The sequence below is a fragment of the Streptomyces sp. NBC_01429 genome, assembly GCF_036231945.1.
Classification (GTDB): Bacteria; Actinomycetota; Actinomycetes; order Streptomycetales; family Streptomycetaceae; genus Streptomyces.
In genome coordinates, this window is record NZ_CP109599.1 from 4,208,412 (window position 1) to 4,230,574 (window position 22,163).

The window sequence follows — 22,163 nt, forward strand, 5'->3', positions numbered from 1 at the left end:
GTCCATGTCTGTGTGCTCCGTCCGCACTGTCCGCAGAGGACCGCTGGCCGCCGTGCTGCTGACGGCCGGTCTGCTGCTCACCGGCTGCGGGGGCGTCGGGGACGACACCCGGACCGCCGACAAGGCGGGATCCGCGCCGGGCGGCACGGCCGTGAGCGACAAGGACTCCGTCAGCGCCGAGTCCCGTAGTGGCGGCGGCGGTTCGGGCGGCGCGGGCGGCTCCGGCATCCCGGGCCTTGCGGGCGCCGGGGCGCGGGCCGTCGTGCCGCAGGAGATCCCCGGCCTCGGCCGCAGGACCCGCGCCGAGATCTCCCCCGAGACCACCCAGGCCGTCGTGGTGACCGGCGCCGACCGGGACTCCAACGAGTCCTCCGTCCTGGTCTACGAGCGCGATCCGGTCAACGGCTGGGTGCCCGTCACCGCCGTCTGGCCCTCCCACAACGCCCTGCGCGGCTGGACCGACGACCATGACCAGGGCGACCTGCGCTCACCCATCGGGGTGTTCACGCTCACCGACGCGGGCGGCCGGCTGCCCGACCCGGGCACGAAGCTCCCGTACGACGAGGGCCCCGCCTTCACCGTCTCGGGCGAGGGGTTCGAGGGCGAGCCGCTGGAAGGTTCCTTCGACTACGTGGTCGCGATCAACTACAACCGGGTGCCCGGCACCAGCCCGCTCGACTGGACCCGGCCGCTCGGCATGGAGAAGGGCGGCGGCATCTGGATCCATGTGGACCACGGCGGCCCCACCCAGGCGTGCGTCTCGGTGCCGCAGGAGCGGATGGAGGAGCTGCTGCACATCCTGGATCCCGCGAAGCGCCCGGTCGTGGTGATGGGGGACGAGGAGTCGCTGTCCCACTGACCCCGGGCTCCACGCCAGGGGGCGCTGCCCCGGGCTCCACGCCAGGGGGCCACACCGCCCCCGGGCCCCACCCCAGGGGCGCCTATCGGCCATCCCCGGCGGCCCACAGCCCTTACCTGTGTGGCTGCCAGCTTGGCCGCCTAGCGACCCGTCGCATGACAGACACCCAACTCCCCAAACACAAAAAAGACTTGACGCGGCGTCGGGTCATCGTCGCAGGCAGCGCGGCCGTCGCCAAGGCGCCCCCGAAGGCCGCCGAGGAGTGCTACACCCTCACCTCGCAGACCACCGAGGGCCCGTACTGCATCGACGCCGACAAGATCCGGAAGGACATCACCGAGGACAAGGAGGGCATCCCCTTCACCCTCCGCCCTCTGTCCGCTGCCCTCTGTCCGCTGCCCTTCGCGCTCTACTCGGCCGCGTCCTCGCCGCCGAAGCGCTCCTTGTACGCCGCCAGATCCTCGTCGGTGATCTTCGCGAAGAGCACCGGCGGAACGGTGAACGGCGTACCGGCCGGGACGGCGGCCAGCGTCTTCGCCTCGTCGGCCGTGACCCACGGCGCCGTGTCCCCGGCCAGCGTGAACGCCTCGCGCATGGCGCGGGCCGAAGCGGGGATGAACGGCTCGGAGACCACCGCGTAGAGGTGGATCAGGTTCATCGCCGTACGGAGGGTCAGCGCCGCGCCCTCCTCATTCGTCTTGATCTCCAGCCACGGCGCCTTCTCCTCCAGATACGAGTTGCCCGCCGACCACAGCGCGCGCAGCGCGGCGGCGGCCTTGCGGAACTGGAGCGCCTCCATGTGACCCTCGTACTCCGCGAGCAGCTCCGCGATCTGCGCGCCGAGCCGCGTCTCGGCCTCGCCGGGCGCGCCGCCCGCCGGGACGTCGTCGCCGAAGCGCTTGCGCGAGAAGGACAGGACGCGGTTGACGAAGTTCCCGAGGGTGTCGGCGAGGTCCTTGTTGACCGTCGCCGTGAAGTGCTCCCAGGAGAAGGACGTGTCGTCCGACTCGGGCGCGTTCGCGATCAGGAAGTAGCGCCAGTAGTCGGCGGGCAGCAGCTCCAGCGCGGCGTCGGTGAAGACGCCCCGCTTCTGCGACGTGGAGAACTTGCCGCCGTAGTAGTTCAGCCAGTTGAAGGCCTTGACGTAGTCGACCTTCTTCCACGGCTCGCGGGTGCCGAGCTGGGTGGCGGGGAACATCACCGTGTGGAACGGGACGTTGTCCTTGGCCATGAACTCGGTGTAGCGGACGGTGGCGTCGGCCTCGTACCACCACGACTTCCAGTCGCGGTTCGCCGGGTCCTGGTCCGCCCACTCCTTCGTCGCGCCGATGTACTCGACCGGGGCGTCGAACCACACGTAGAAGACCTTGCCCTCGGCCGCCAGCTCCGGCCAGGTGTCGGCCGGGACCGGCACGCCCCACTCCAGGTCGCGGGTGATCGACCGGTCGTGCAGGCCCTCGGTCAGCCACTTGCGGGCGATGGAGGAGGCGAGCTGCGGCCACTCCGTGCCGTTCGCGTCGATCCACTCCTCGACCTCGCCCGCCAGCTTCGACTGGAGGAGGAAGAGGTGCTTGGTCTCGCGGACCTCCAGCTCGCTGCTGCCGCTGATCGCGGAGCGCGGCTCGATCAGGTCGGTCGGGTCCAGCACGCGCGTGCAGTTCTCGCACTGGTCGCCGCGCGCCTTGTCGTAGCCGCAGTGCGGGCAGGTGCCGACGATGTAGCGGTCCGGGAGGAAGCGGTCGTCGGCGATCGAGAAGACCTGCCGGATCGCGCGCTCCTCGATGAAGCCGTTCTCCTGGAGCTTGCGTGCGAAGTGCTGGGTGATCTCGCGGTTCTGGACGGACGAGCTGCGGCCGAAGTAGTCGAAGGACAGCTCGAAGCCGTCGTAGATCGCCTTCTGGGCGTCGTGCTGCTCGGTGCAGAAGGCATCGACCGGGACGCCGGCCTCCTTCGCGGCGAGTTCGGCCGGGGTGCCGTGCTCGTCGGTGGCGCAGATGTACAGCACCTCGTGACCGCGTTGGCGGAGGTACCTGGAGTACACGTCCGCCGGGAGCATGGACCCCACCATGTTGCCCAGATGCTTGATCCCGTTGATGTACGGAAGGGCGCTGGTGATGAGGTGTCGAGCCATTGCAGGCTGCTCCCAAGTCGCTACACGGGGTGATTATTTGGTCTACGGAACGTCAATATCGTATCCGACCGTTCCCTCATGGGGCGCCCGGATATGTGGTGCGGAGGGGAGTGGTGGGACGTGGGGGCCGGGTGGGGAAAGTGAGGAGAGCTTTCGGAAACAGCCATTGCGGTAGACATGCCCATCCCGGGAGGAGAAGGGCATCATGTACGAGGCTGGGCAGGCGATGGGGCGCGGTACGGGGACGGGGACAGGGACGGGGAGCGGCGGGAACGGTCACGGGACGGGGCACGGGACAGGGGCAGGGGACGACACCATGCGGGTACTGGTCGCCGAGGACGAAGAGGTCCTGGCAGAGCTGGTGGCCACCGGGCTGCGCAGAGCCGGATTCGCCGTCGACACCGTGTACAGCGGCGACGCCGCCCTCGCCTACCTGGGACTGCACGACTACGACGTCGTCGTCCTCGACCGCGATCTGCCCCGCGTCCACGGCGACGACGTCGCCCGCAAGCTGGTCGCCGAGTCCTCCCGTACGCGCATCCTGATGCTCACCGCGTCCGCCTCCATGGAGGAGCGCGTCGAGGGGCTCGACCTGGGCGCCGACGACTACATGGGCAAGCCCTTCGACTTCCCCGAGCTGGTCTCCCGGGTGCGCGCCCTGCGCCGGCGCAGCGCCAGGCCCGTACCGCCGCAGCTGGAGCGGCTCGGGGTGCGGCTCGACTCCGTACGGCGGGTGGCCTGGCGGGACGGCGTGGAGCTGGACCTGTCGCCCAAGGAGTTCTCCGTGCTCCAGATCCTGCTGGAGGCGGACGGCGCGCCCGTCTCGGCCGAGGAGCTGCTGGAACGGGCCTGGGACGCGCACGCCGACCCGTTCACCGGCGCCGTCCGGGTGTGCCTGAGCAAACTGCGCGCCAAGCTCGGCGACCCGGCCCTGATCCGCACGGTGCAGGGCGCCGGGTACGCGCTGTGAAGGGCACGGTGCTGCGCCTCGCCGGGCGCCGCTGCCAGGAGCGCGGGCGCCGGCTCAAGGGCGGGTTCAAGCGCGGCGGTCTGCGGGGGATGGGGATGCTGCGGCGAGGGCTGCCGGAGGCGGGCCTGCCGATGCGCGGTACGACCATCCGCACCCGCATCGCCCTCATCTACGGCGGCGTCTTCCTCGTGCTCGGCGGCGGCCTGCTCGCCATCGTCAACCTGCTCTCCAGCGCCGGTACGCAGAGCGAGGCCCAGCAGATCGCCGGGCGGGTGACCCCCGCCCAGGTGGTGCCCTCGATGCCCGCCGGCTCCGTCAGCGGACTGATCACCGAGCAGCAGGTCGAGCCGGTCACCGCCTACCAGCTCACCGACACCGTCACCGATGTCGCCTCCAACGAGCTGCTGTTCTGGTCCCTGGTGTCGCTGCTGGTCATGACGGCGTGCGCGGTCGGGGTCGGCTGGTGGACGGCCGGGCGGGTGCTGCGCCCCGTGCACGCCATGACCGCGAAGGCGCGCCGGCTCTCCGAGCGCAATCTTCACGAACGGATCGGCGCTTCCGGCCCCGACGACGAGTTGAAGGAGCTGGGCGACACGCTGGACGCGCTGCTGGCGCGGCTCCAGAAGGCGTTCGACAGCCAGCGCCGCTTCATCGCCAACGCCTCGCACGAACTGCGCACCCCGCTGGCGACCCAGCGCACCGCGATCCAGGTCGGGCTGGACGACTTCAGCTCACCGGAGGAGCTGGCCCGTACGAAACAGACGCTCCTCGACAACAACCGGCGCAGCGAGCAGCTCATCGAGGGGCTGCTGGTGCTGGCGCGCAGCGAGCGCGATGTGGAGGACCTGGAGCCGGTCGATCTCGGCGAGGCGGTGTCGGAGGAGACGGCGCGGTGCCGCAGGGACGTCTCCCTGATGATGTCCCTGTCCGTGACGAACGCAGCGGTGGTCAGGGGAAACCGGCTGCTGCTCGGGCAGTTGGTGGGAAATCTGCTGGCGAACGCGGTGCGCTACAACGTGACGGACGGTACGGGGACGGTCCATGTCGCGGTCGACGGATGCGTGGTCCGGGTGCGGAACACCGGGCCGACGGTGGCCGAGGCGGACATCCCGGTGCTGTTCGAGCCGTTCAGACGGGGCGAGGGGCGCGACCGGATGGGCCGGGGGGCCGGGCTCGGTCTCTCCATCGTCCGCTCCATCGCCGAGGCGCACGGCGGGACGGTCACGGCGGCGCCGGGCGGCGCGGGCGGCGGGCTCGCGGTGACCGTGAAACTGCCGCCGGCCCGCGTCGAGAAGTGACGGGGGCCGGCGGCAGCGGGTTCGGTATCGGTATCGGTTCAGTTTTCGGGTCCGGTACGCGGGACGTCGGTACGCGTGACCTTGTCCGTCTAGCGGGCGGGCTGCCAGGTGGCGAGCAGCTCGCGGTAGAACGAGGCGTCCGGCACGTCGCGCGGCGCGGGGCCCACGTGGCAGAAGCCGACGTTCGCGGCGGACTCGTCGGCGCCGAGCTTGCGGGCGAAGTCGAAGTCCTTGGCGTCGTGCTCACCGAAGGCGACGAACTGCCAGAACAGCGGCAGCCGCGCGGCCTCGGCGAACGCCTGCTTGGCGAGGCGTACGGCGCTGGGCGCGCCGTCCGTCTGGAAGATCACCAGCGCGGGCCCGGTGGCGCCGGACTTCTCGTGCAGCTCCACGATCTCCTCGACGGCGCGGTGGTAGTTCGTCCGCCCCATCCGGCCGAGGGAGCCGTTCAGTTCGCCGACCTTCCCCTCGTACGTGTCGAGGGCGAGTTCGCCGCTGCCGTCGATGTCGGTCGAGAAGAACACGACGGGGACGGTGCCGCTCTCGTCCAGGTGCGCGGCGAGCGCGAGGGCCCGCTCACCGAGGTGCTGGGCGCTGCCGTCCTGGTAGAAGGACCGCATGGACAGGGACCGGTCGAGGACGAGGTAGACGGTCGCCCGCTGCCCGCCGAGACCGGCCTTCTTGAGGGCGGCCCCGGCGGCCTTGTACGGCTCCACGAGCCCGGCGGCGCGGGACTTGACGCGGGCCAGGGTGAAGGCGGGGCGGGCGGCGGCGGCCTTGGGGGCGGGCGCCGTCGCGGTCGCGGGCTCGGGCGTGGGTGCGGCGGCGGCCACGGGCTCGGGGGCGGGCTCGGGGGCGGTTTCGGCCTCGGGCTCGACCTCGGGCCGGACCTCGGGGTCGGGCTTGGGCTCCGGCTCGACGTCCGCCGCGGGGAGGGGAGTTGACTCCTCCTCGGGGGCGGGGGCGGGGGCGGGCTCGGCCTTGACCTCTGCTGCCTTGACCTCGGCTTTGGGCTCCGCCTTGACCTCGGCCTTGGGCTCCTGCTCCGCCGACGCCTGAGCGGGCACCGTGGGCGCGGGGGCGGTCGTCGGCGCGGACGGCTCCTCGGTGCCGCGGGACCGCGACGCCTGCGAGGGCACGGTGCGCTCCGTCTCGGACGGACGGGCCTTGTCGAACGCCTCCGCCACCAGATCGGCCGCCGCCGGTGCCTTCACGGTCACGCGCGAACGCGCCGACGAGGAGGAATCCGAGGAATCCGCGGAAGAAGCAGCCGCGGAAGAAGAAGAGGAGGAAGCGGAGGAAGAAGAGGAGGAGACGGAAGCGGACTCGGAGGCCGGAGCCGACGCGGGGGCCGATTCCCCGGACGTCGCTTCCACCGAATCCGTACGGTCGGCCTGCGCCGGTACGGAGGCTGTCGCCGACTCGTTGCGCTCCTCCGCACGGTCGCGTCCGAACACCTTGCGCAGCAAGCTCCGAAAGCCCATGGGCGAGCCCTTCCAGATGAGTTGGGTGCGGTGTCCGCCGCCGGGGAACGCGCATCCCTGGCCAGGGCGGATACGTAAGGTTAGCGGCCCCGGCCGGTGAACTCCGGCAGGGGCGACCCACGTGTGCGGTGGACGGTACCGCGTCGTGGCCGCGCTCGCAGCCCATGTCCACGGCGGGCCCGCCGCGCTTACCCTCGGTGTATGGCTTCTGAGGCAGCTGCTGAGTTCCCGGTCGCGGGCGCGGAGTCCGCGCGGGTCGACACCTGGATCTGGTCCGTACGGCTCACCAAGACCCGCTCCCAGGCGGCCTCCGCCTGCCGTGCGGGCCATGTGCGTGTCAACGGCGACCGGGTCAAACCCGCGTACGCGCTCAAGCCGGGCGACGAGGTCCGGCTGCGCCACGCGGGCCGGGACAGGGTCGTGGTGGTCTCCCGCGCCGTACGCAAGCGGGTGGGCCCGCCGGTCGCGGTGCAGTGCTACGTGGACCACAGCCCGCCGCCCCCGCCGCGCGAACTCGCCACGCCCGTCGCCGTCCGCGACCGGGGCACGGGCCGCCCCACCAAGCGGGACCGCAGAGAGATGGACCGGCTCCAGGGCCAGTGACCCCGGGCGGCCGCTCTTCGTCGGTCCTGGGTGGTCTGTCTGTCCTCGGCTGTCTGTTCTCGGCTGTCTGTTCTCGGCTGTCAGTCCTCGGTGGTCTCTCCGCGCACCACGACCACCGGGCACTTCGCGTGCTGTGCGACGTTGGCGCTGACCGAGCCGAGCAGTACCGCCGCGACGCCGCTGTGGCCCCGGTCGCCGACCACCAGGAGCGACGCGCCCTCGGCGTTGTCGAGCAGCACCTGAGCGGCCGGACCGTCCACCACGCGGCGGTCGACCGACGCGGCGGTCTCCGGATCCAGCTGCTTGTCGAGCGTGTCGTCCAGGATCTGCCGGGCCAGCTTCTCCGCGTCGAAGTCGACCGGGATCACCTGCCCCGGCATCATCCCCGCCCAGCCGGTCGCCGGGTACTCCCAGCCGATCACGGCCGCCAGCCGGTCGCCGGTGAGCTTCGCCTGCCCCACGGCCCAGTGCAGCGCCTTGACCGAGGACTCCGAGCCGTCCACGCCGACCACGATGGTGCTGCTGCTCATCACATTCCTCCTGCTGTCCTACCGACCGTTCGCCGAGACGTTCGCGAGGAGCTGTTCGAACGGTACGACCTCGTCGATGCCGATACCGTCCCTCTCTCCCGTTTCCCGTCCCTCATGCCCCGCCTGCCCCGAGGACGCCGGTTCAGGCGTCCGCGCGGCCGTAGAGGTCCCGCCCAGCAGCCGCGCCAGCTCGCCGCCCGCGCGGTCGATGCGGGCCGGCAGCCCGCCCGCGTGCCGGTCCGCGCCCGTACCCCAGTCGTCGGTGGCCGCGAAGACGGCCGTCGGGAGGGTGAGCGCGTGCAGATACGAGAAGAGCGGGCGCAGCGCGTGCTCCACCACGAGCGAGTGGCGCGCGGTGCCGCCGGTCGCGGCGAGCAGCACGGGCGTACCGCTGAGCGCGTCCGGCTCGACCAGGTCGAAGAAGGACTTGAACAGTCCGCTGTACGAAGCCGCGAAGACCGGCGTCACCACGATCAGCCCGTCCGCCCCGGCCACCGCCGCCAGCGCGTCCCGCAGCGCGGGCGCCGGGAAGCCGGTGACCAGGTGGTTCGCGATGTCGACCGCGAGATCGCGCAGCTCCACGACGGTGATGTCCGCCTTGCGGTCCGCGGCGGCCAGCTCGCGGCCGGCCGCCTCCGTCAGCCGGTCGGCCAGCAGCCTGGTCGAGGACGGCTTGCTCAGTCCCGCGGAGACCGTGACGATCTTCAGCTGACCGGCCATGGTCAGACCTCCTTCCGTGCCGCTGCCGCTGCCGACGACGCTGCCGCCGGGTGCACCGGTCCGTCCGGCACCCCGGCGGGCCGCAGCGCCGCGAACTCCTTGCGCAGGACGGGGACGACTTCCTCGCCCAGCAGGTCGAGCTGCTCCAGCACCGTCTTCAGCGGCAGTCCCGCGTGGTCCATCAGGAACAGCTGGCGCTGGTAGTCGCCGAAGGAGTCGCGGAACGACAGCGTCTTCTCGATGACCTCCTGCGGGCTGCCCACGGTCAGCGGCGTCTGCTCGGTGAAGTCCTCCAGCGAGGGCCCGTGCCCGTACACCGGCGCGTTGTCGAAGTACGGGCGGAACTCCCGCACCGCGTCCTGCGAGTTCTTCCGCATGAACGCCTGGCCGCCGAGGCCGACGATCGCCTGCTCCGGGGTGCCGTGCCCGTAGTGCGCGTAGCGCTTGCGGTAGAGGCGGATCAGCTGCTGGAAGTGCTCCTTCGGCCAGAAGATGTTGTTGGCGAAGAAGCCGTCCCCGTAGTACGCGGCCTGCTCGGCGATCTCGGGCGACCGGATCGAGCCGTGCCAGACGAACGGCGGGGTCCCGTCCAGCGGGCGCGGTGTCGCGGTGAAGCCCTGGAGCGGCGTACGGAACTGGCCCTCCCAGTCCACGACGTCCTCGCGCCACAACCTGTGCAGCAGGGCGTACTTCTCGATGGCGAGCGGGATGCCCTTGCGGATGTCCTCGCCGAACCACGGATAGACCGGGCCGGTGTTCCCGCGCCCCATCATCAGGTCGACGCGCCCGTCCGCGAGGTGCTGGAGCATCGCGAAGTCCTCGGCGATCTTCACCGGGTCGTTGGTGGTGATGAGCGTCGTGGAGGTGGAGAGGATCAGCCGCTCGGTGGTGGCCGCGATGTGGCCGAGCATGGTGGTGGGGGAGGACGGGACGAAGGGCGGGTTGTGGTGCTCACCGGTCGCGAAGACGTCGAGCCCGACCTCCTCGGCCTTGCGCGCGATGGTCACCATCGCCTTGATCCGCTCGTGCTCGGTCGGCGTACGTCCGGTGGTCGGGTCGGTCGTGACATCGCCGACGGTGAAGATCCCGAACTGCATCGCGCTCACCACTTCTCTCGTGATCCGTCGCATTAGTTGAAGCTTCAACTTCAACTGAACTGTACAACGGCGGACCCCCGGCCGCTATTCCGCCCCCCGGGAAAAGGCGAGGCCGGCCGGGGGCTGCTGCCCCCGGCCGGCCTGTGCCGCGTGCCGTCCGGATGACCTCTGCGGTCCGCTGTCCGCTGTCCGCTGTCCGTTGTGTCAGTCGGAGTCGCGGCGTTCCTCGTCCCACTCGTTGCCGTTGTCGTCGTCCGCGCGTCCGTCGTCCGTGCGCCGGTCGTCCGTGCGGACGTCGTCCGCGCGCCGGGACCTCCTGCCGGGTGCCCACAGGCTCCGGCTGTACGGGTACGAGGCCATGTCCTGCCGGTGGTGCGCGTTGACCAGATGGATGAGCAGGACGCCCACCGCGATCAGGGCCAGGATCACGACCACGCTGACCCACCAGTTGTTCATGAGGCACCCGCCTCCTCGGCGCGTACGCCGGTGGTGCCCGGTGCCGTGAGCCTGCCGGGGAGCGGCACTGGGTCTGGTGGCGATTGCCTGAAATGTCCCCGGCGATCTCAGCGTACTCCGGGTGCGGCGGACCGGCCGCTTTTCCCGCGGGACCCAGCCCGGCCCCAGCCGGTGCACAGGTCCGCCGCAGTCGCCGTTCCTGGCCTCGCGCCATGTGACGAGGACCGCGTTCTCACGGCGGCGGAGAGCGCCTGCGCGACCTCGATGATCCAGCTGACCCTGCTGAACGCCGTGTTCGACGACGGTACGGGCATCGACGGTACGGGCATCGACGGTGCGGGTGTTGAGGACGCGGGCGTCGAGGACGCGGGAACCACGGACGTGTCCCCGCTCGGCGCCGCCTCGCGGAGCTACGTGCGGGGCCTGATGGGCGGGATGGCGGACGGCCAGGACTGGGGCGTGTCGGCGGCCGCTGCCGCGACGGGGCTGAAGAACGGCCGGCTGTCCCGCAGTGCCACGGGGGTGTGGGACATCAACAGCATCGGGCGGACGGAGGCCGACGGCCACGGCTATCTGCTGGCCGTGCTCTCCAAGGGCAACGTCAGCATGGAGTCCGGGATCGCCCTCGTGGAGGCGGCGGCCAAGGCGGCGGTTTCCGGATCGACTTCGGCGGGGGCCGGGTAGGGCGACGTCCCGGGGCTGAGTCTGCCGCCGCCGGTCGTGGCGCTTCCCGGATCCCGGCGCGGCTGTCAAGCCCCCGTGGCGCGGCACCGGACGAAGCGTTAGGTTAGGGTCACCTAAGTTGGCCCGTCGAGGGGTGTGCCGGGAGGGCGCGCCGCAGCGACGGCGTCCGTCCGGATGCGTACCAAGGCCCCTGCGGTGAAAGCTACTTGGCATGTGCCCGATCCGTATCGCCCCACATCGAGGTAGCGCCAGCCGTGTCCGTCCACTCCCCATCGCCCGCGTTCCGGGGCCCGAGCGGTCTCGGGGCCCGGCCCGGGGACACCCTTCCGTGGGACGTGCCGATCGAACGAATACGCGTCGGCGACTTGATCGTTCTCCCCTGGGGACCCTTCCACCGGGTCCCTTACGGGCTCTCCTCCGGCCGGGAGTCAGCCGTACCGCCCGTCCCCGGCCGCCCCGTCGCCGAGCGCCATCCGCTCTGAGTCTTCCTCCTCATCCTCCGGAGCCGTGTCATGACCGTGCCCCCCATCTCCCCGCCCGTGAGTGAACGGCCCCCCGAGGGCGCACCGGAGGCGGCCGAAGGGCCAGGTACCCCGCACGCTCCGGCCACCGCTGGTTCATCGGGCGGCACTTCCGGCGGCACTTCAGGCGCCGCTTCCGGCGCGGGCGACCGCGCCGCCGGCATCCTGCGCCGCCAGCGCGCCCGGGAGTCCTCGGCGCGCACCTACGCCCGCTCGTTCCCGATCGTGCCGGCCCGCGCCAAGGGCATGACGATCGAGGGGACGGACGGCCGCCGCTACCTCGACTGCCTCTCCGGCGCGGGCACGCTCGCCCTCGGCCACAACCACCCCGTCGTACTGGAGGCCGTACGGCGCACGATGGAGAGCGGCGCGCCGCTGCACGTCCTCGACCTCGCGACGCCGGAGAAGGACGACTTCACCGACGCCCTCTTCGCCACCCTCCCCGGGAACTTCGCCGACCGCGCCCGGATCCACTTCTGCGGCCCCGCCGGTACGGACGCGGTCGAGGCGGCGCTGAAGCTGACGCGGACCGCGACCGGGCGGGGCGGGGTGCTCGCGTTCACCGGCGCCTACCACGGCATGACCGCCGGGGCGCTCGCGGTGACCGGCCGCGTCTCGGCCAGGGAGCGGGTGGCGGAGGGGGTGGCCGAGGTGACCCGGCTGCCGTATCCGTACCCGTACCGCTGCCCGTTCGGTGTCGGCGGCGAGCGCGGCGGCGAGCTGGCGGCGACCTATACGGAACGGCTGCTCGACGACCCCGTGGGCGGTGTCGTGCCCCCCGCCGCGATGATCCTCGAAGCGGTGCAGGGCGAGGGCGGCGCGGTGCCCGCGCCCGATTCGTGGCTGCGCGAGATGCGCCGGATCACCACGGAACGCGGGATCCCGCTGATCGTGGACGAGGTGCAGACCGGCGTGGGGCGCACGGGCGCCTTCTGGGCCGTCGAGCACAGCGGGATCATCCCGGACGTGATGGTGATGTCGAAGGCGATCGGCGGCGGTCTGCCCCTCGCCGTGATCGTCTACGACCAGGACTACGACGCGTGGCTCCCCGGCGCCCATACCGGCACGTTCCGGGGCAACACGCTGGCCATGGCGACGGGCGCGGCGACGCTGCGGTACGTGGCCCGGGAGGGCCTGGCCGACCGCGCCGCGACCGTGGGCGCGCGGATGACCGCGCGGCTGGACGGGCTGCGCCACGAACTGCCCGTGATCGGTGACGTACGGGGGCGCGGGCTGATGATCGGGGTCGAACTGGTCGACCCCGAAGGGCCGGTGGACTCGTGCGGTGCCCGCCCGGCCGCCCCCGAACTGGCGGTACGGGTCCGCGCTGCCTGTCTGGAGCGGGGCCTGATCATCGAGTTGGGCGGACGCTTCGACGCGACTCTCCGCCTTCTGCCCCCGCTGACCATCTCGGACGAGCAGGCGGAAGCGGTCCTCGACCGGCTCACGGACGCGATCGCGCACGCTTCGGCGGGCGGTCGCCAGGACAAGCAGGGACGGCAGGCATGACCACGGAATCCAGGCAGACGCAGCCACGCGTCCCCGCGCAGGCGTCGGGACAGATGTCGGGACAGACGTCGGGACAGGCGTCGGGGCAGCAGGCGGCATGGACCACCGGTCGCACGTCGGGTCATGCGTCCGCACACGCTCCTGCGCAGCACACCGCACACGATCCCGCCGCCGCCCTGTCCGGCGGCGTCGCGGGCCCCGACGCGCTCGCCCCGCTGGTCTCCACCGTGCTCGACGCCCTCGTCAAAGGCGCCAAGACCCGGGGCGGCCCCGTCGCCCCCGGCAGCCCGGAGGAGGCGGCGGCGGCCGTGGCCGAGGCGTTCTACGGCTCCGGGGCCACCGGCGAGGGCGCCACCGGCCTGGCCACCACCGGCCGCGTCGGCTCAGGGACCACTGCGGCCACCTCCCCCGCCGCCGCCTTCCCCGCCGCCACCAGTCCCGCAGCCACCGGCCCCGCCGCCCTGGACCGGCTCACCGAACTCCTCGCCCACGGCAGCGCCGACCCCGCCGACGCCTCCTGCGCCGCGCACCTGCACTGCCCGCCGCTGGCCGTCGCCGTCGCCGCCGACCTCGCCGTCAGCGCGCTCAACCCCTCCCAGGACTCGTGGGACCAGGCGCCCGCTGCGACCGTCCTGGAGACCCTGCTGCTCCAGGAGCTGGCGGGGCTGGTCGGTTACGACCGGGACCGGGCCGCCGGGGTCCTCACCTCCGGCGGTACGGAGTCGAACCTCATGGGGCTGATGCTGGCCAGGGACCGCGTCCTGGGAGCGGCGACCGGCGGGCCGATCGAACTCACCGGCCTCCGGCCCACCTCGGGCATCCGCCCCCGTATCCTCGCCTCCGCCGTCGCGCACTTCTCCGTACAGCGCGCCGCCGCACTCCTCGGGCTCGGCGAGGACGCGGTGCTGTCCGTACCGGTCGACCATCAACTCCGTATGGACACCGACGCGTTGGCGGCGCTCCTGGACGGCTGCGCGGAGCGCGGCGAGCTGCCGATCGCCATCGTGGCCACGGCGGGCACCACCGACACCGGCTCCATCGACCCGCTGCGCGCCTGCGCGGCCCTCGCCGCCGAGCACGGCGCCTGGCTGCACGTGGACGCGGCGTACGGCGGCGGCGCGCTGCTCTCCGACCGGCTCGCGCCGCTCCTGGACGGGCTCGCACTCGCCGACTCCGTCTCCCTCGACTGGCACAAACTCGGCTGGCAGCCCGCCGCCGCCGGGGTCTTCCTGGTGGCCGAGTCCGAGACGTACGCCTCGCTCGCCCGCCGGGCGGTGTACCTCAACCCGGCCGACGACGAGGAGGCCGGCTACCCGAGCCTGCTCGGCCTCTCGCTGCGCACGACCCGCCGCGCCGACGCCTTCAAGATCGCGGTGACGCTGCGCACCCTGGGCCGGGAGGGGCTGGGGCGGCTCGTGGACGCCTGCCACGAACTGGCCCTGGCCGGGGCGCGGACCGTACGGAGCCACCCCTGCCTGGAGCTGCACGCCGAACCGGTGCTGACGGCCTTCGTGTTCCGCTACCGGCCCGTGGACGCCGACGAGAAACACGGCGACGACGAACAGCGGAGCGACGACATCAACGCCGCGCTCCGCCGCCGGCTGCTGCGCGAGGGCCGCGCCGTGGTCGGCCGCACCGAGCTGCCGGGCGAAGGGCCGGGACGCGTGCGGCTCAAGCTGACCCTGCTCAACCCGCACACCACGGCCGAGGAGGTGGAGCGGCTGCTCTTCGAGGTGGTGGCGGCGGGGCGGGCCGAGGAGGAAGAGGCGGCGGCGGGGTGACGGTCAGGGCCGGGGACCGGAAAACCCCCGGCCGCCGTCCCCGCCCGAGCGTTCCCCGTCGCCCCGTACAGACTTGAGCACGCACGCACCTACCCACACATTCACTTACGCACTTACGCACTTACGCACTTGCGCCCTCACGCACTCGCGCGCGTGAACAGAACCCCACCCACCCCGGCGGAGGCCCCCCGGTGACGACCGAGCACCAAGACGGACATCAGATCTACGACGTGGTCGGCGTAGGCATCGGTCCGTTCAACCTCTCCCTGGCAGCGCTCTCGGACGGCGTTCCCGAACTCCGCACCCTCTTCCTCGACGCCAAGCCCGCCTTCTCCTGGCATCCGGGCTTGCTCATGGAAGGAACGACCCTGCAAGTCCCCTTCCTCGCCGACCTGGTGACGATGGCCGACCCGACCAGCCCCTGGTCGTACCTGAACTACCTGCGCGAACACGACCGGATGTTCCCCTTCTTCTTCTCCGAGCGCTTCCACATACCGCGCCGCGAGTACGACCACTACTGCCGCTGGGTCGCCGAACACCTCCCCTCCTGCCGCTTCGACGCGCGCGTCACGGAGCTGGCCTGGGACGACACGTCCGACGCTTTCGCGGTCACCTACCGGTCGGCGGCGGACGGCGCGGTGTCGCGCGTGTGGACGCGGCAGGTCGTGCTCGGCGTCGGTACGGACCCGGTCGTACCGCAGCCGCTGCGCGCCCTGCTGACGGACGATCACCAGGACCGGGGCGGGGACCGGGACCGGGGCCGGGGCCGCGTCCTGCACAGCGCCGACTACCGCACCCATCGCACCGCGCTGGCCGCGCTCGCGGACGTCACGGTCGTCGGCGCGGGCCAGTCCGGCGCCGAGGTCGCCCTCGACCTGCTCCGCCACCAGGACGGCGACGGCGCGGGCGGCCCGTACGTCCGCTGGCTGGCCCGTACCCCGGCCTTCGCGCCGATGGAGTACTCCAAGATCGGTCTGGAGCACTTCACCCCCGACTACATCCGCTACTTCCGCGCCCTCCCCGAGGAGCGGCGCGAGCACCTCGTGCGCGAGCAGTGGCAGCTCTACAAGGGCGTCAGCGAGGAGACCCTCGCCGACATCCACGACGAGCTGTACGAACGCACCATCGGCGGTACGGAACCACGCGCCGCCCTCCACCCGGGCGTCGCCATCGAGGGCGCCCGCTACGACGACGCGGGCGACGACTACGTACTGACCTGCCGCCATGTCCAGCAGGACAAGGTCTTCGAGATCCGCACCGCCGCGATCGTCTCGGCCACGGGCTACGCGGCCACCCGGCCCGCCTTCCTCGAACCCCTCGCCGGACTCGTCGACTGGGACGACCGGGGCCGCTACCGCGTGGACGGCGACTACCGCGTCTCCCTCAACCCCCGTGTGACCGGCGCCCTTTACGTCCAGAACGCCGAACTCCACACCCATGGCGTGGGCACGCCCGACCTCACCCTGAGCGCGTGGCGGGCCGCCACCATCCTCAACGCCCTCGCGGACCGCCCCGTACTGCGCCTGCCGCCCCGCGCGGCGTGGACGACGTTCGGGGCGCCGGGGGTGTGAGGCGCGCGCCGGCCCACGCCTCGCCCGCGCTTCGCTCAACAGAAGCTCAGATCCGTATAACGATCACGCCAACTGGGCCCAAGGGTAAATAAATGGGCCCGAGGTTGTGACGCACGTCACTAAAAAGTTGGTAAAAGGCGTGGTAGGACTACACAACTCCGCTTCCGGGCGTCCTCTATCCGGCAGCGGGGATGCCGGTGCGCACCGGCACCTAGCACCGGGGTGAGTCCGGTCCGGGTCTGCGGACCGGGGCGCCCTCGACGGTCCCGGACATGGCCGTCATCCATGCCTGCCCCCACCCGGCGCCCCCTCCGCGTCGGCCCGCTCTCCCGAGGTAGTCAGATGTCACTGGACTCATTCACCGGATCGGTCGACGAATCCGTCAGCGGATTCTTCGAACCGATAGCTTCCTGGCTCGGGGAGGTGGTGTTCTACGCCGTTCCGGTCGGAGGCACCGATCTGCCCCTGATCGTGGCCTGGCTGGTGGTCGCGGGTCTCGTCTTCACCGGCTGGTTCGGGTTCGTGCAGTTCCGCCGGTTCCGGCTGGCCATCGACGTGGTGCGCGGCAAGTACGACGACAAGTCGGCGGCCGGCGAGGTGAATCACTTCCAGGCGCTCACGGCCGCCGTCTCCGGCACCGTGGGGCTGGGGAACATAGCCGGTGTCGCGGTCGCGGTCAGCATCGGCGGCCCCGGAGCGACGTTCTGGATGATCCTCTGCGGGCTGCTCGGCATGGCCAGCAAGTTCGTCGAGGTCACCCTCGGCGTGAAGTACCGCGAGGTGCACGCCGACGGCACGGTCTCCGGCGGGCCCATGCACTATCTGCCCAAGGGCCTCGCCGAGAGGTTCGGCAGCCGCGGAGCGTCGTTCGGTAAGGTCCTCGCGGTCCTCGCCTCGGCGATGATCCTCTTCTTCGGCCTCTTCGGTGGCAACCTGTTCCAGGTCAACCAGAGCTACGCGCAGCTCGTCTCGGTCACCGGCGGCGAGAACGGCGCCGTGGGCTCCTCGACCGGCGCCCTGTTCTTCGGCCTCGTGGTGGCGGCGCTCGTCGGCATCGTCCTGATCGGCGGAATCCGCTCGATCGCGTCGGTCACCAGCCGCCTGATCCCCGCCATGGCCGGCATCTACATCGTCGCCTGCCTCGTCGTCATTCTCGTCAACGTCGGTCAGGTGCCGTCCGCCGTCGTCACCATCATCGAGGGTGCCTTCAACCCCGAGGGCGTCGCGGGCGGCGTGCTCGGCGCGCTCATCATCGGCTTCAAGCGTGCCGCGTTCTCCAACGAGGCGGGTCTGGGCTCCGCACCGATCGCCCACTCCGCGGTCAAGACGAAGCACCCGGCCAGCGAGGGCCTGGTGGCTCTGCTGGAGCCGTTCATCGACACCGTCATCATCTGCACCATGACGGCACTCACGATCGTGATCGCCAACCCCGCCAGCTGGGCCGAGGCGCGCACCGGTGAGGACATCGGCGGCGTGACGATCACTTCAGACGCCTTCGAGACCGTGCTGCCCTGGTTCCCGTACGTGCTCACCGTCGCGGTGCTGCTCTTCGCGATCTCCACCGTCCTGACGTGGGGCTACTACGGCCTCAAGGCATGGTCGTACCTCTTCGGCCGCAGCCGGATCAGCGAGATCACCTACAAGGTGATCTACACCCTGTTCGCCGTCGGCGGTTCACTGCTCACCCTGCAGACCCTGATCGACATGGCGGACGCCGTGCTGTTCACCCTGGCCGTCATCAACATCATCGGCCTCTACTTCCTCGCGCCGGTCGTCAAGCGGGAACTCGAAACGTTCCTGGCCTACGTGCGCCGGCACGACAGCGGTGCCGTGGAGGAGGACGACGAGAAGACCCCGGCCGCTTCCCGGTCCTGACCCGCGCGCCCGGCGTCGCCTGCCCCCGTCCGGGGGCCGGCGACGCCGGGCGGCAACTGCCCCTGTGGGCAGCCTCCGTGCCACCGACTCGCCCGAGGCGGCCTATGCGGGGGGCAACACACAGAACTCATGACCGTCGAGGTCTCCCAACACTCCAATCCAGCGGTTCTGGAGTGCGGGCATGGTGGCATCAACGCTGGTCAGGGATGGTAGCGGAACCTCCTCGGTCCCTACAGGGGGCATGACCAGCACACCCCGAAACCCCCTCGCGGGCGCGGTGTTCGAAACCGAGACCCTCCGGGGTGCGGCGTGCGTCCGGCTGTCCGTGCTCACCGACGAGACCACCAGCCCCGAACGGCAACGCGAAGCCGACGACAGAGTCGCGGCAGAACTCAACACCGACTTTGGGTCCCCTGCTGGTACGGCGGCACGGCGAGACCCGCGCCGCCCGTGTCGGCTCCGGCCTCCTCGACAACCGGACCGCCCACTTCGTCGCCCAACTCGCCGCGCCCTCGGCCGAGTACGTGGACCTGGGCGGTGACGTGGTGCTCATCGACGTGGCCACGGGCTCCCAGGCGTGGACCGAGGCCGCAGGTGGCGCCGGGGACGGCTGGACGGTCCACCGCCGGGAGGCGTCATCGGTAAACGTGACAACCAATCGGCCGTGCCATGACGTTCCAAGTGCGGGGGCACTCACACCCCACGGGCCCTCACGTACGACAGTTCAACCCAAGCGATGCGGATATGGAGCATTTCCACTTGACTGCCAAAATACCGACCAAGCGCAAGGCCGCGGCCGCCGTCGCCGGTGGCGTGCTGCTCGCGCTCTCCCCACTGGTCGCCCAGACCGCCGTCGCCGCCGCCCAGCCCGAACCCACCGTCACCGCCAAGGGCGCCGCCCTGGTGGACGGCGACAGCGGCGAGACGCTCTACGGCAAGGACGCGGACACCGCGCGCCCCATGGCCAGCACGGCGAAGATCATGGCCGCGTACGTGGTGCTCGACCAAGGCGCCGACCTGGACCGCCAGGTGCCCGTCAAGCAGGAGTACCGCGACTACGTCACCGAACACGGCACCAGCACGGCGGATCTCCAGACCGGCGACAAGCTCACCATCCGTCAGCTTCTCTACGCGTCGCTGCTTCCCTCCGGCGCCGACGCGGGCTACGCCCTCGCCGACACCTTCGGCACCGGCGACACCACCAAAGAGCGGACCGAGTCCTTCGTCTCCCAGATGAACGCGAAGGCCGACGAACTCGCCCTCCCGAAGACCGAGTTCGACTCCTTCGACGGTGCGGGCACCGACTCCAGCACCCCGACCGAGCTGGCGAAGCTGGCCCGGTACGCCATGACGGACGACACCTTCCGTACGGTCGTCGCGACCAAGCAGTACAAGGCGGAAGCTCCGGCCGCCAACGGCCGTACGCGGTACTACACCTGGAACAACACGAACCAGTTGCTCGGTTCGTACGACGGTGTCATCGGCATCAAGACCGGTACGACGACCCCTGCGGGCGAATGCCTGGTCTTCGCGGCCACCCGTGGCGCCAAGACCCTCGTCGGCACGGTCCTGAACAGCACCGACCGCTACGGCGACGCGGCGAAGATGCTGGACTACGGGTTCGGTTCGGACACCGCGAAGAACATGAAGCTCCGCAAACTCCCGGCGAACACGCAGCGCGACTGAGTCCGCTCCCGTTCTGATCGACACGTCAGGGCGTCACCGAAACTCCGGTGACGCCCTGACACCGGGTCTGCCGGCGCCCGACGAGAGCCGTGAAGGTCTGCCGGCCGGCTGGAGAGACGCGCAGGGTGGGGCCGGTGGCTCTCCTGCTGCGGGAGGCGGGTACGTGGCGGTGCCCGTGAGAGCGATCCAGGGCTCGTGTTTATGCAACATCGCGCATAGTCGCAGGGGATGCCGGGCGCGCGGTGGACCTGCCGGAGGGCGAGGAGCAGACGCGATATGCGGCGGCCCTCAGCGGCTACGAGAGGGGCGTCAACCGCCCAGCGGAAGCGCACCGCCCCGCCCTGCCCAACGGCAGCCGCGGGCACCGGTATCGCCACCGCCGCGCATCCGCCCGTACGGGCAACGCCCCCGACCGCACATGGAGGTGCGCGTCCAGGGCCTCAGACCGTGAAAACCCCGAGCCCTGCCCCGAGCCCGTGCTCCACGAGGACCGGCTGAACTACACCCCCGTCGCAGGCAGCGTCACCCTCGCGCGGCATCGCGCCGCGCGGCTCATCGCGGAGTGGGGGCATCCCGAACTCGCCTGGTCCGTCGCGCTGGTGGTGAGTGAACTCGGCACGAACGCCCTGAAGTACGGCGTGATCCGTGGCCGGCTCTTTCAGGTGCGCAGCGTCCTGCGGCCCAGCGGTCTGCGCGTCGAGGTCAGCGACCCGCGGGGCGAACGGCTGCCGCTGGCGCGGATCGCGGCGGACGACGAGTGTTTCGGGCGGGGGCTGGGCATCGTGGCGCAGGTCGCGGACCGTTGGGGGACGGAGCCCCGGACGGTCGGGAAGACGGTGTTCGCCGAGTTCGACGTGCGCGGTGGCGCCGGGACCGGCAGCGTCAACCGGGGCGGCGGTGGGGTGGGGTGATCGAGCCCGTGACCGACCAGCGGCTGTGGGGCGTGGTCGCGCTCGCCGGCAGTTTTCTCGTGCTCGTGGTGGCGGTGCTGTGGGCGTCGTCCTCGGACCCGGGGGAGGAGGCGCGGGCCCTGTTGCTCGAGGCGGAGTCCGACGCGGCGGCGGGGGCCGGGGCGGCACCGGGTACGAGGGCGGACGCGGGCCCGTCGTACTCGTACATCTGTCACTGCCACCGCGCGCCGGTCCTCGTGACCGTGCGCGCGGCTCAACTCCCGCGCCTTCGTGGGTGGGGCAGGTTATGACTTCGGGCAGATCATGATTTCGACGCGAGGTCCTTCTCCATCGTGTCCAGGATCTGGCTCGCGCCCGTGTAGCCGATGCCGAGCATCCACAGGTTGTCGTCGACCTTGAACGCCTTGTTCTTCTTCACGGCGTCGATGTTCTTCCAGAGCGGGCCGCCGGTGATGTCCGTCTCCTTGGCCTTCTTCGGGTCTCCGTAGGCGGAGTAGAAGAGGACGTCGGCGTCGGCCTGGTCGATCTGCTCGGGGCTGACGTCGACCGAGAAGCCGTCCTTGTCCTGGTTGGCGGGCCGGCCGACCTGGAGGTCCTTGAAGAGGGAGCCGACGAACGTGTCGTTCAGATAGAGGCGCGTGTCGGCGCCTTCCACGAAGCGTACGAAGCCGACCTTCGTCTGCGCCGCCTTCGCCGGTCCGCCCAGCGCCTCGGTCACCCGCTCGACGTGGGCGGTGTAGTCGGTGACGACCTTCTTCGCCTCGGTCTTCTTGCCGAGGGCGTCGGCGTGCAGCGCGAAGTTGGCGCGCCAGGTGCCGCCGGTTGACTCGGAGAAGACGGTCGGGGCGATGGCGGAGAGCGCCTTGTAGTTCTTCTCGTCGCGGACCTTGCTGCTCAGGATCAGGTCCGGCTTGAGGGCGTTGATGGCTTCGAGGTTGGGCTCGGCGATGACGCCGACGGGCTTGATGTCCTTGAGCTGGTCGGCGGGGAGGTAGGCGGAGAAGGGGGCCTTGTCCGCGACGGTGGTGGCGCCGACGGGGGTGATCCCCAGGGTGACGGCCGAGTCCAGCGAGTCGGTGTCCAGGACGACGACCCGCTGGGGCGCGTCGTTGACCTGGACGTCGCCCATGGCCGTCTTGACGGTGTGCGTACCCGCGCCGCCCGCGCCGCCGGGGGTCTTGCCCTTGGCGGCCGGGGACTCGTCGTCGCTGCCGCACGCGGTGAGGGTGACGGCGAGCGCGGTGGCGACGGCGGCGGCCAGGGTGATGCGGCCGGTGAAGGTTCTGGGCACGGTGGGGCCTCCCTGACGGCAGCCCGGACTCTCCCGGACCAAGTAAGGCAAACCTAATCTTGGCGCCGCCCGCGCAACAAGTCGGTTTCGGAGGAAGAGGGCTTCTCGTCGGGCGGGTTGGGTAGCCTGCTGCCGTGCTTCGAGTGCGCCCGGCGGATCCGGACGGGTCATGACGGGAAGCGGTAG

The 22,163-nt window shown here is 71.2% G+C and carries 19 protein-coding genes and 1 pseudogene; 13 read left to right on the forward strand and 7 right to left on the reverse strand.

Features of this window, described 5'->3' with window-relative positions; genetic code table 11:
• The first annotated feature begins 4 nt into the window (after positions 1-4).
• Both OG627_RS18345 and OG627_RS18350 read left to right on the forward strand, forming a co-directional pair.
• Entirely contained in the window at positions 5-859 is an 855-nt protein-coding gene (locus OG627_RS18345; protein WP_329066449.1) for a hypothetical protein, read from the forward strand.
• Between the two features lie 155 nt (positions 860-1,014).
• Positions 1,015-1,230, forward strand: a pseudogene (locus OG627_RS18350) (dioxygenase); the annotation flags it as partial.
• A gap of 38 nt (positions 1,231-1,268) precedes the next feature.
• On the opposite strand, the gene metG reads toward OG627_RS18350, so the two are convergent.
• Positions 1,269-2,990 carry a methionine--tRNA ligase gene (gene metG / locus OG627_RS18355; RefSeq protein WP_329066451.1) on the reverse strand — a complete coding sequence of 574 codons (1,722 nt, stop codon included), beginning with the start codon at positions 2,988-2,990 and terminating at the stop codon, positions 1,269-1,271.
• A gap of 316 nt (positions 2,991-3,306) precedes the next feature.
• Between metG and OG627_RS18360 the strand changes: the two genes are divergently transcribed.
• Entirely contained in the window at positions 3,307-3,960 is a 654-nt protein-coding gene (locus OG627_RS18360) for a response regulator transcription factor (protein ID WP_329066453.1), read from the forward strand.
• An 89-nt stretch (positions 3,961-4,049) separates the two neighbouring features.
• Positions 4,050-5,258, forward strand: coding sequence for a sensor histidine kinase (locus OG627_RS18365; RefSeq protein ID WP_329072757.1), 1,209 nt, complete (start codon positions 4,050-4,052; stop codon positions 5,256-5,258).
• Positions 5,259-5,347: 89 nt separating this feature from the next.
• On the opposite strand, the gene OG627_RS18370 is transcribed toward OG627_RS18365, so the two are convergent.
• Positions 5,348-6,478: a VWA domain-containing protein gene (locus tag OG627_RS18370; RefSeq protein WP_443073499.1), complete on the reverse strand. Its 1,131-nt coding sequence runs from the start codon at positions 6,476-6,478 to the stop codon at positions 5,348-5,350.
• Positions 6,479-6,943: 465 nt separating this feature from the next.
• On the opposite strand from OG627_RS18370, the gene OG627_RS18375 reads away from it, so the two are divergent.
• A complete protein-coding gene (locus tag OG627_RS18375) occupies positions 6,944-7,345 on the forward strand; it encodes an RNA-binding S4 domain-containing protein (RefSeq protein WP_329066457.1) in 402 nt (133 codons plus the stop codon).
• A gap of 80 nt (positions 7,346-7,425) precedes the next feature.
• Here OG627_RS18375 and OG627_RS18380 read toward each other — a convergent pair whose 3' ends face one another.
• From OG627_RS18380 to OG627_RS18395, 4 genes are all read right to left on the reverse strand, one after another.
• Complete coding sequence (locus OG627_RS18380; RefSeq protein ID WP_329066460.1) at positions 7,426-7,875, reverse strand: universal stress protein; 450 nt, start codon at positions 7,873-7,875, stop codon at positions 7,426-7,428.
• A gap of 18 nt (positions 7,876-7,893) precedes the next feature.
• Positions 7,894-8,595, reverse strand: a complete 702-nt coding sequence (locus tag OG627_RS18385; RefSeq protein WP_329066462.1) for an FMN reductase — start codon at positions 8,593-8,595, stop codon at positions 7,894-7,896.
• A gap of 2 nt (positions 8,596-8,597) precedes the next feature.
• Positions 8,598-9,692 (reverse strand): LLM class flavin-dependent oxidoreductase, encoded by a 1,095-nt coding sequence (locus tag OG627_RS18390; protein WP_329072759.1) that lies wholly within the window; start codon positions 9,690-9,692, stop codon positions 8,598-8,600.
• Positions 9,693-9,896: 204 nt separating this feature from the next.
• Entirely contained in the window at positions 9,897-10,148 is a 252-nt protein-coding gene (locus OG627_RS18395) for a hypothetical protein (protein WP_329066464.1), read from the reverse strand.
• 264 nt (positions 10,149-10,412) lie between these two features.
• Between OG627_RS18395 and OG627_RS18400 the strand changes: the two genes are divergently transcribed.
• The 8 genes from OG627_RS18400 (at position 10,413) to OG627_RS18435 (ending at position 20,976) form a co-directional block, all read left to right on the forward strand.
• On the forward strand, positions 10,413-10,832 hold the full coding sequence (locus OG627_RS18400) for a hypothetical protein (protein ID WP_329066466.1): 420 nt from the start codon (positions 10,413-10,415) through the stop codon (positions 10,830-10,832).
• A 512-nt stretch (positions 10,833-11,344) separates the two neighbouring features.
• Positions 11,345-12,862, forward strand: a complete 1,518-nt coding sequence (locus OG627_RS18405; protein WP_329066468.1) for a diaminobutyrate--2-oxoglutarate transaminase family protein — start codon at positions 11,345-11,347, stop codon at positions 12,860-12,862.
• The gene (locus tag OG627_RS18410; RefSeq protein WP_329066470.1) at positions 12,859-14,643 is read left to right on the forward strand and encodes a pyridoxal phosphate-dependent decarboxylase family protein; all 1,785 of its coding nucleotides are present in this window, start codon (positions 12,859-12,861) and stop codon (positions 14,641-14,643) included. Before OG627_RS18405 ends, OG627_RS18410 begins: the two co-directional genes overlap by 4 nt.
• A gap of 191 nt (positions 14,644-14,834) precedes the next feature.
• Positions 14,835-16,214, forward strand: coding sequence for a lysine N(6)-hydroxylase/L-ornithine N(5)-oxygenase family protein (locus OG627_RS18415; RefSeq protein ID WP_329066472.1), 1,380 nt, complete (start codon positions 14,835-14,837; stop codon positions 16,212-16,214).
• Between the two features lie 342 nt (positions 16,215-16,556).
• Positions 16,557-18,089 carry an alanine/glycine:cation symporter family protein gene (locus tag OG627_RS18420; protein WP_329066474.1) on the forward strand — a complete coding sequence of 511 codons (1,533 nt, stop codon included), beginning with the start codon at positions 16,557-16,559 and terminating at the stop codon, positions 18,087-18,089.
• A gap of 744 nt (positions 18,090-18,833) precedes the next feature.
• Positions 18,834-19,775, forward strand: a complete 942-nt coding sequence (locus OG627_RS18425; protein WP_329066476.1) for a D-alanyl-D-alanine carboxypeptidase family protein — start codon at positions 18,834-18,836, stop codon at positions 19,773-19,775.
• Between the two features lie 476 nt (positions 19,776-20,251).
• Positions 20,252-20,686, forward strand: a complete 435-nt coding sequence (locus OG627_RS18430; protein ID WP_329066478.1) for an ATP-binding protein — start codon at positions 20,252-20,254, stop codon at positions 20,684-20,686.
• Positions 20,683-20,976, forward strand: coding sequence for a hypothetical protein (locus OG627_RS18435; RefSeq protein WP_329066481.1), 294 nt, complete (start codon positions 20,683-20,685; stop codon positions 20,974-20,976). The genes OG627_RS18430 and OG627_RS18435 overlap by 4 nt, the downstream gene beginning before the upstream one ends.
• 11 nt (positions 20,977-20,987) lie before the next feature.
• On the opposite strand, the gene OG627_RS18440 is transcribed toward OG627_RS18435, so the two are convergent.
• Positions 20,988-21,977: an ABC transporter substrate-binding protein gene (locus OG627_RS18440; protein WP_329066483.1), complete on the reverse strand. Its 990-nt coding sequence runs from the start codon at positions 21,975-21,977 to the stop codon at positions 20,988-20,990.
• Positions 21,978-22,163 lie beyond the last annotated feature (186 nt).

Bases quoted from the DNA above. Each gene is read 5' to 3' on its own strand.
- OG627_RS18345 (WP_329066449.1), top strand. From the start codon at position 5: ATGTCTGTGTGCTCCGTCCGCACTGTCCGCAGAGGACCGCTGGCCGCC.
- metG (WP_329066451.1), bottom strand. From the start codon at position 2,990: ATGGCTCGACACCTCATCACCAGCGCCCTTCCGTACATCAACGGGATC.
- OG627_RS18360 (WP_329066453.1), top strand. From the start codon at position 3,307: ATGCGGGTACTGGTCGCCGAGGACGAAGAGGTCCTGGCAGAGCTGGTG.
- OG627_RS18365 (WP_329072757.1), top strand. From the start codon at position 4,050: ATGGGGATGCTGCGGCGAGGGCTGCCGGAGGCGGGCCTGCCGATGCGC.
- OG627_RS18375 (WP_329066457.1), top strand. From the start codon at position 6,944: ATGGCTTCTGAGGCAGCTGCTGAGTTCCCGGTCGCGGGCGCGGAGTCC.
- OG627_RS18380 (WP_329066460.1), bottom strand. From the start codon at position 7,875: ATGAGCAGCAGCACCATCGTGGTCGGCGTGGACGGCTCGGAGTCCTCG.
- OG627_RS18385 (WP_329066462.1), bottom strand. From the start codon at position 8,595: ATGGCCGGTCAGCTGAAGATCGTCACGGTCTCCGCGGGACTGAGCAAG.
- OG627_RS18390 (WP_329072759.1), bottom strand. From the start codon at position 9,692: ATGCAGTTCGGGATCTTCACCGTCGGCGATGTCACGACCGACCCGACC.
- OG627_RS18395 (WP_329066464.1), bottom strand. From the start codon at position 10,148: ATGAACAACTGGTGGGTCAGCGTGGTCGTGATCCTGGCCCTGATCGCG.
- OG627_RS18400 (WP_329066466.1), top strand. From the start codon at position 10,413: ATGATCCAGCTGACCCTGCTGAACGCCGTGTTCGACGACGGTACGGGC.
- OG627_RS18405 (WP_329066468.1), top strand. From the start codon at position 11,345: ATGACCGTGCCCCCCATCTCCCCGCCCGTGAGTGAACGGCCCCCCGAG.
- OG627_RS18410 (WP_329066470.1), top strand. From the start codon at position 12,859: ATGACCACGGAATCCAGGCAGACGCAGCCACGCGTCCCCGCGCAGGCG.
- OG627_RS18420 (WP_329066474.1), top strand. From the start codon at position 16,557: ATGTCACTGGACTCATTCACCGGATCGGTCGACGAATCCGTCAGCGGA.
- OG627_RS18425 (WP_329066476.1), top strand. From the start codon at position 18,834: ATGGAGCATTTCCACTTGACTGCCAAAATACCGACCAAGCGCAAGGCC.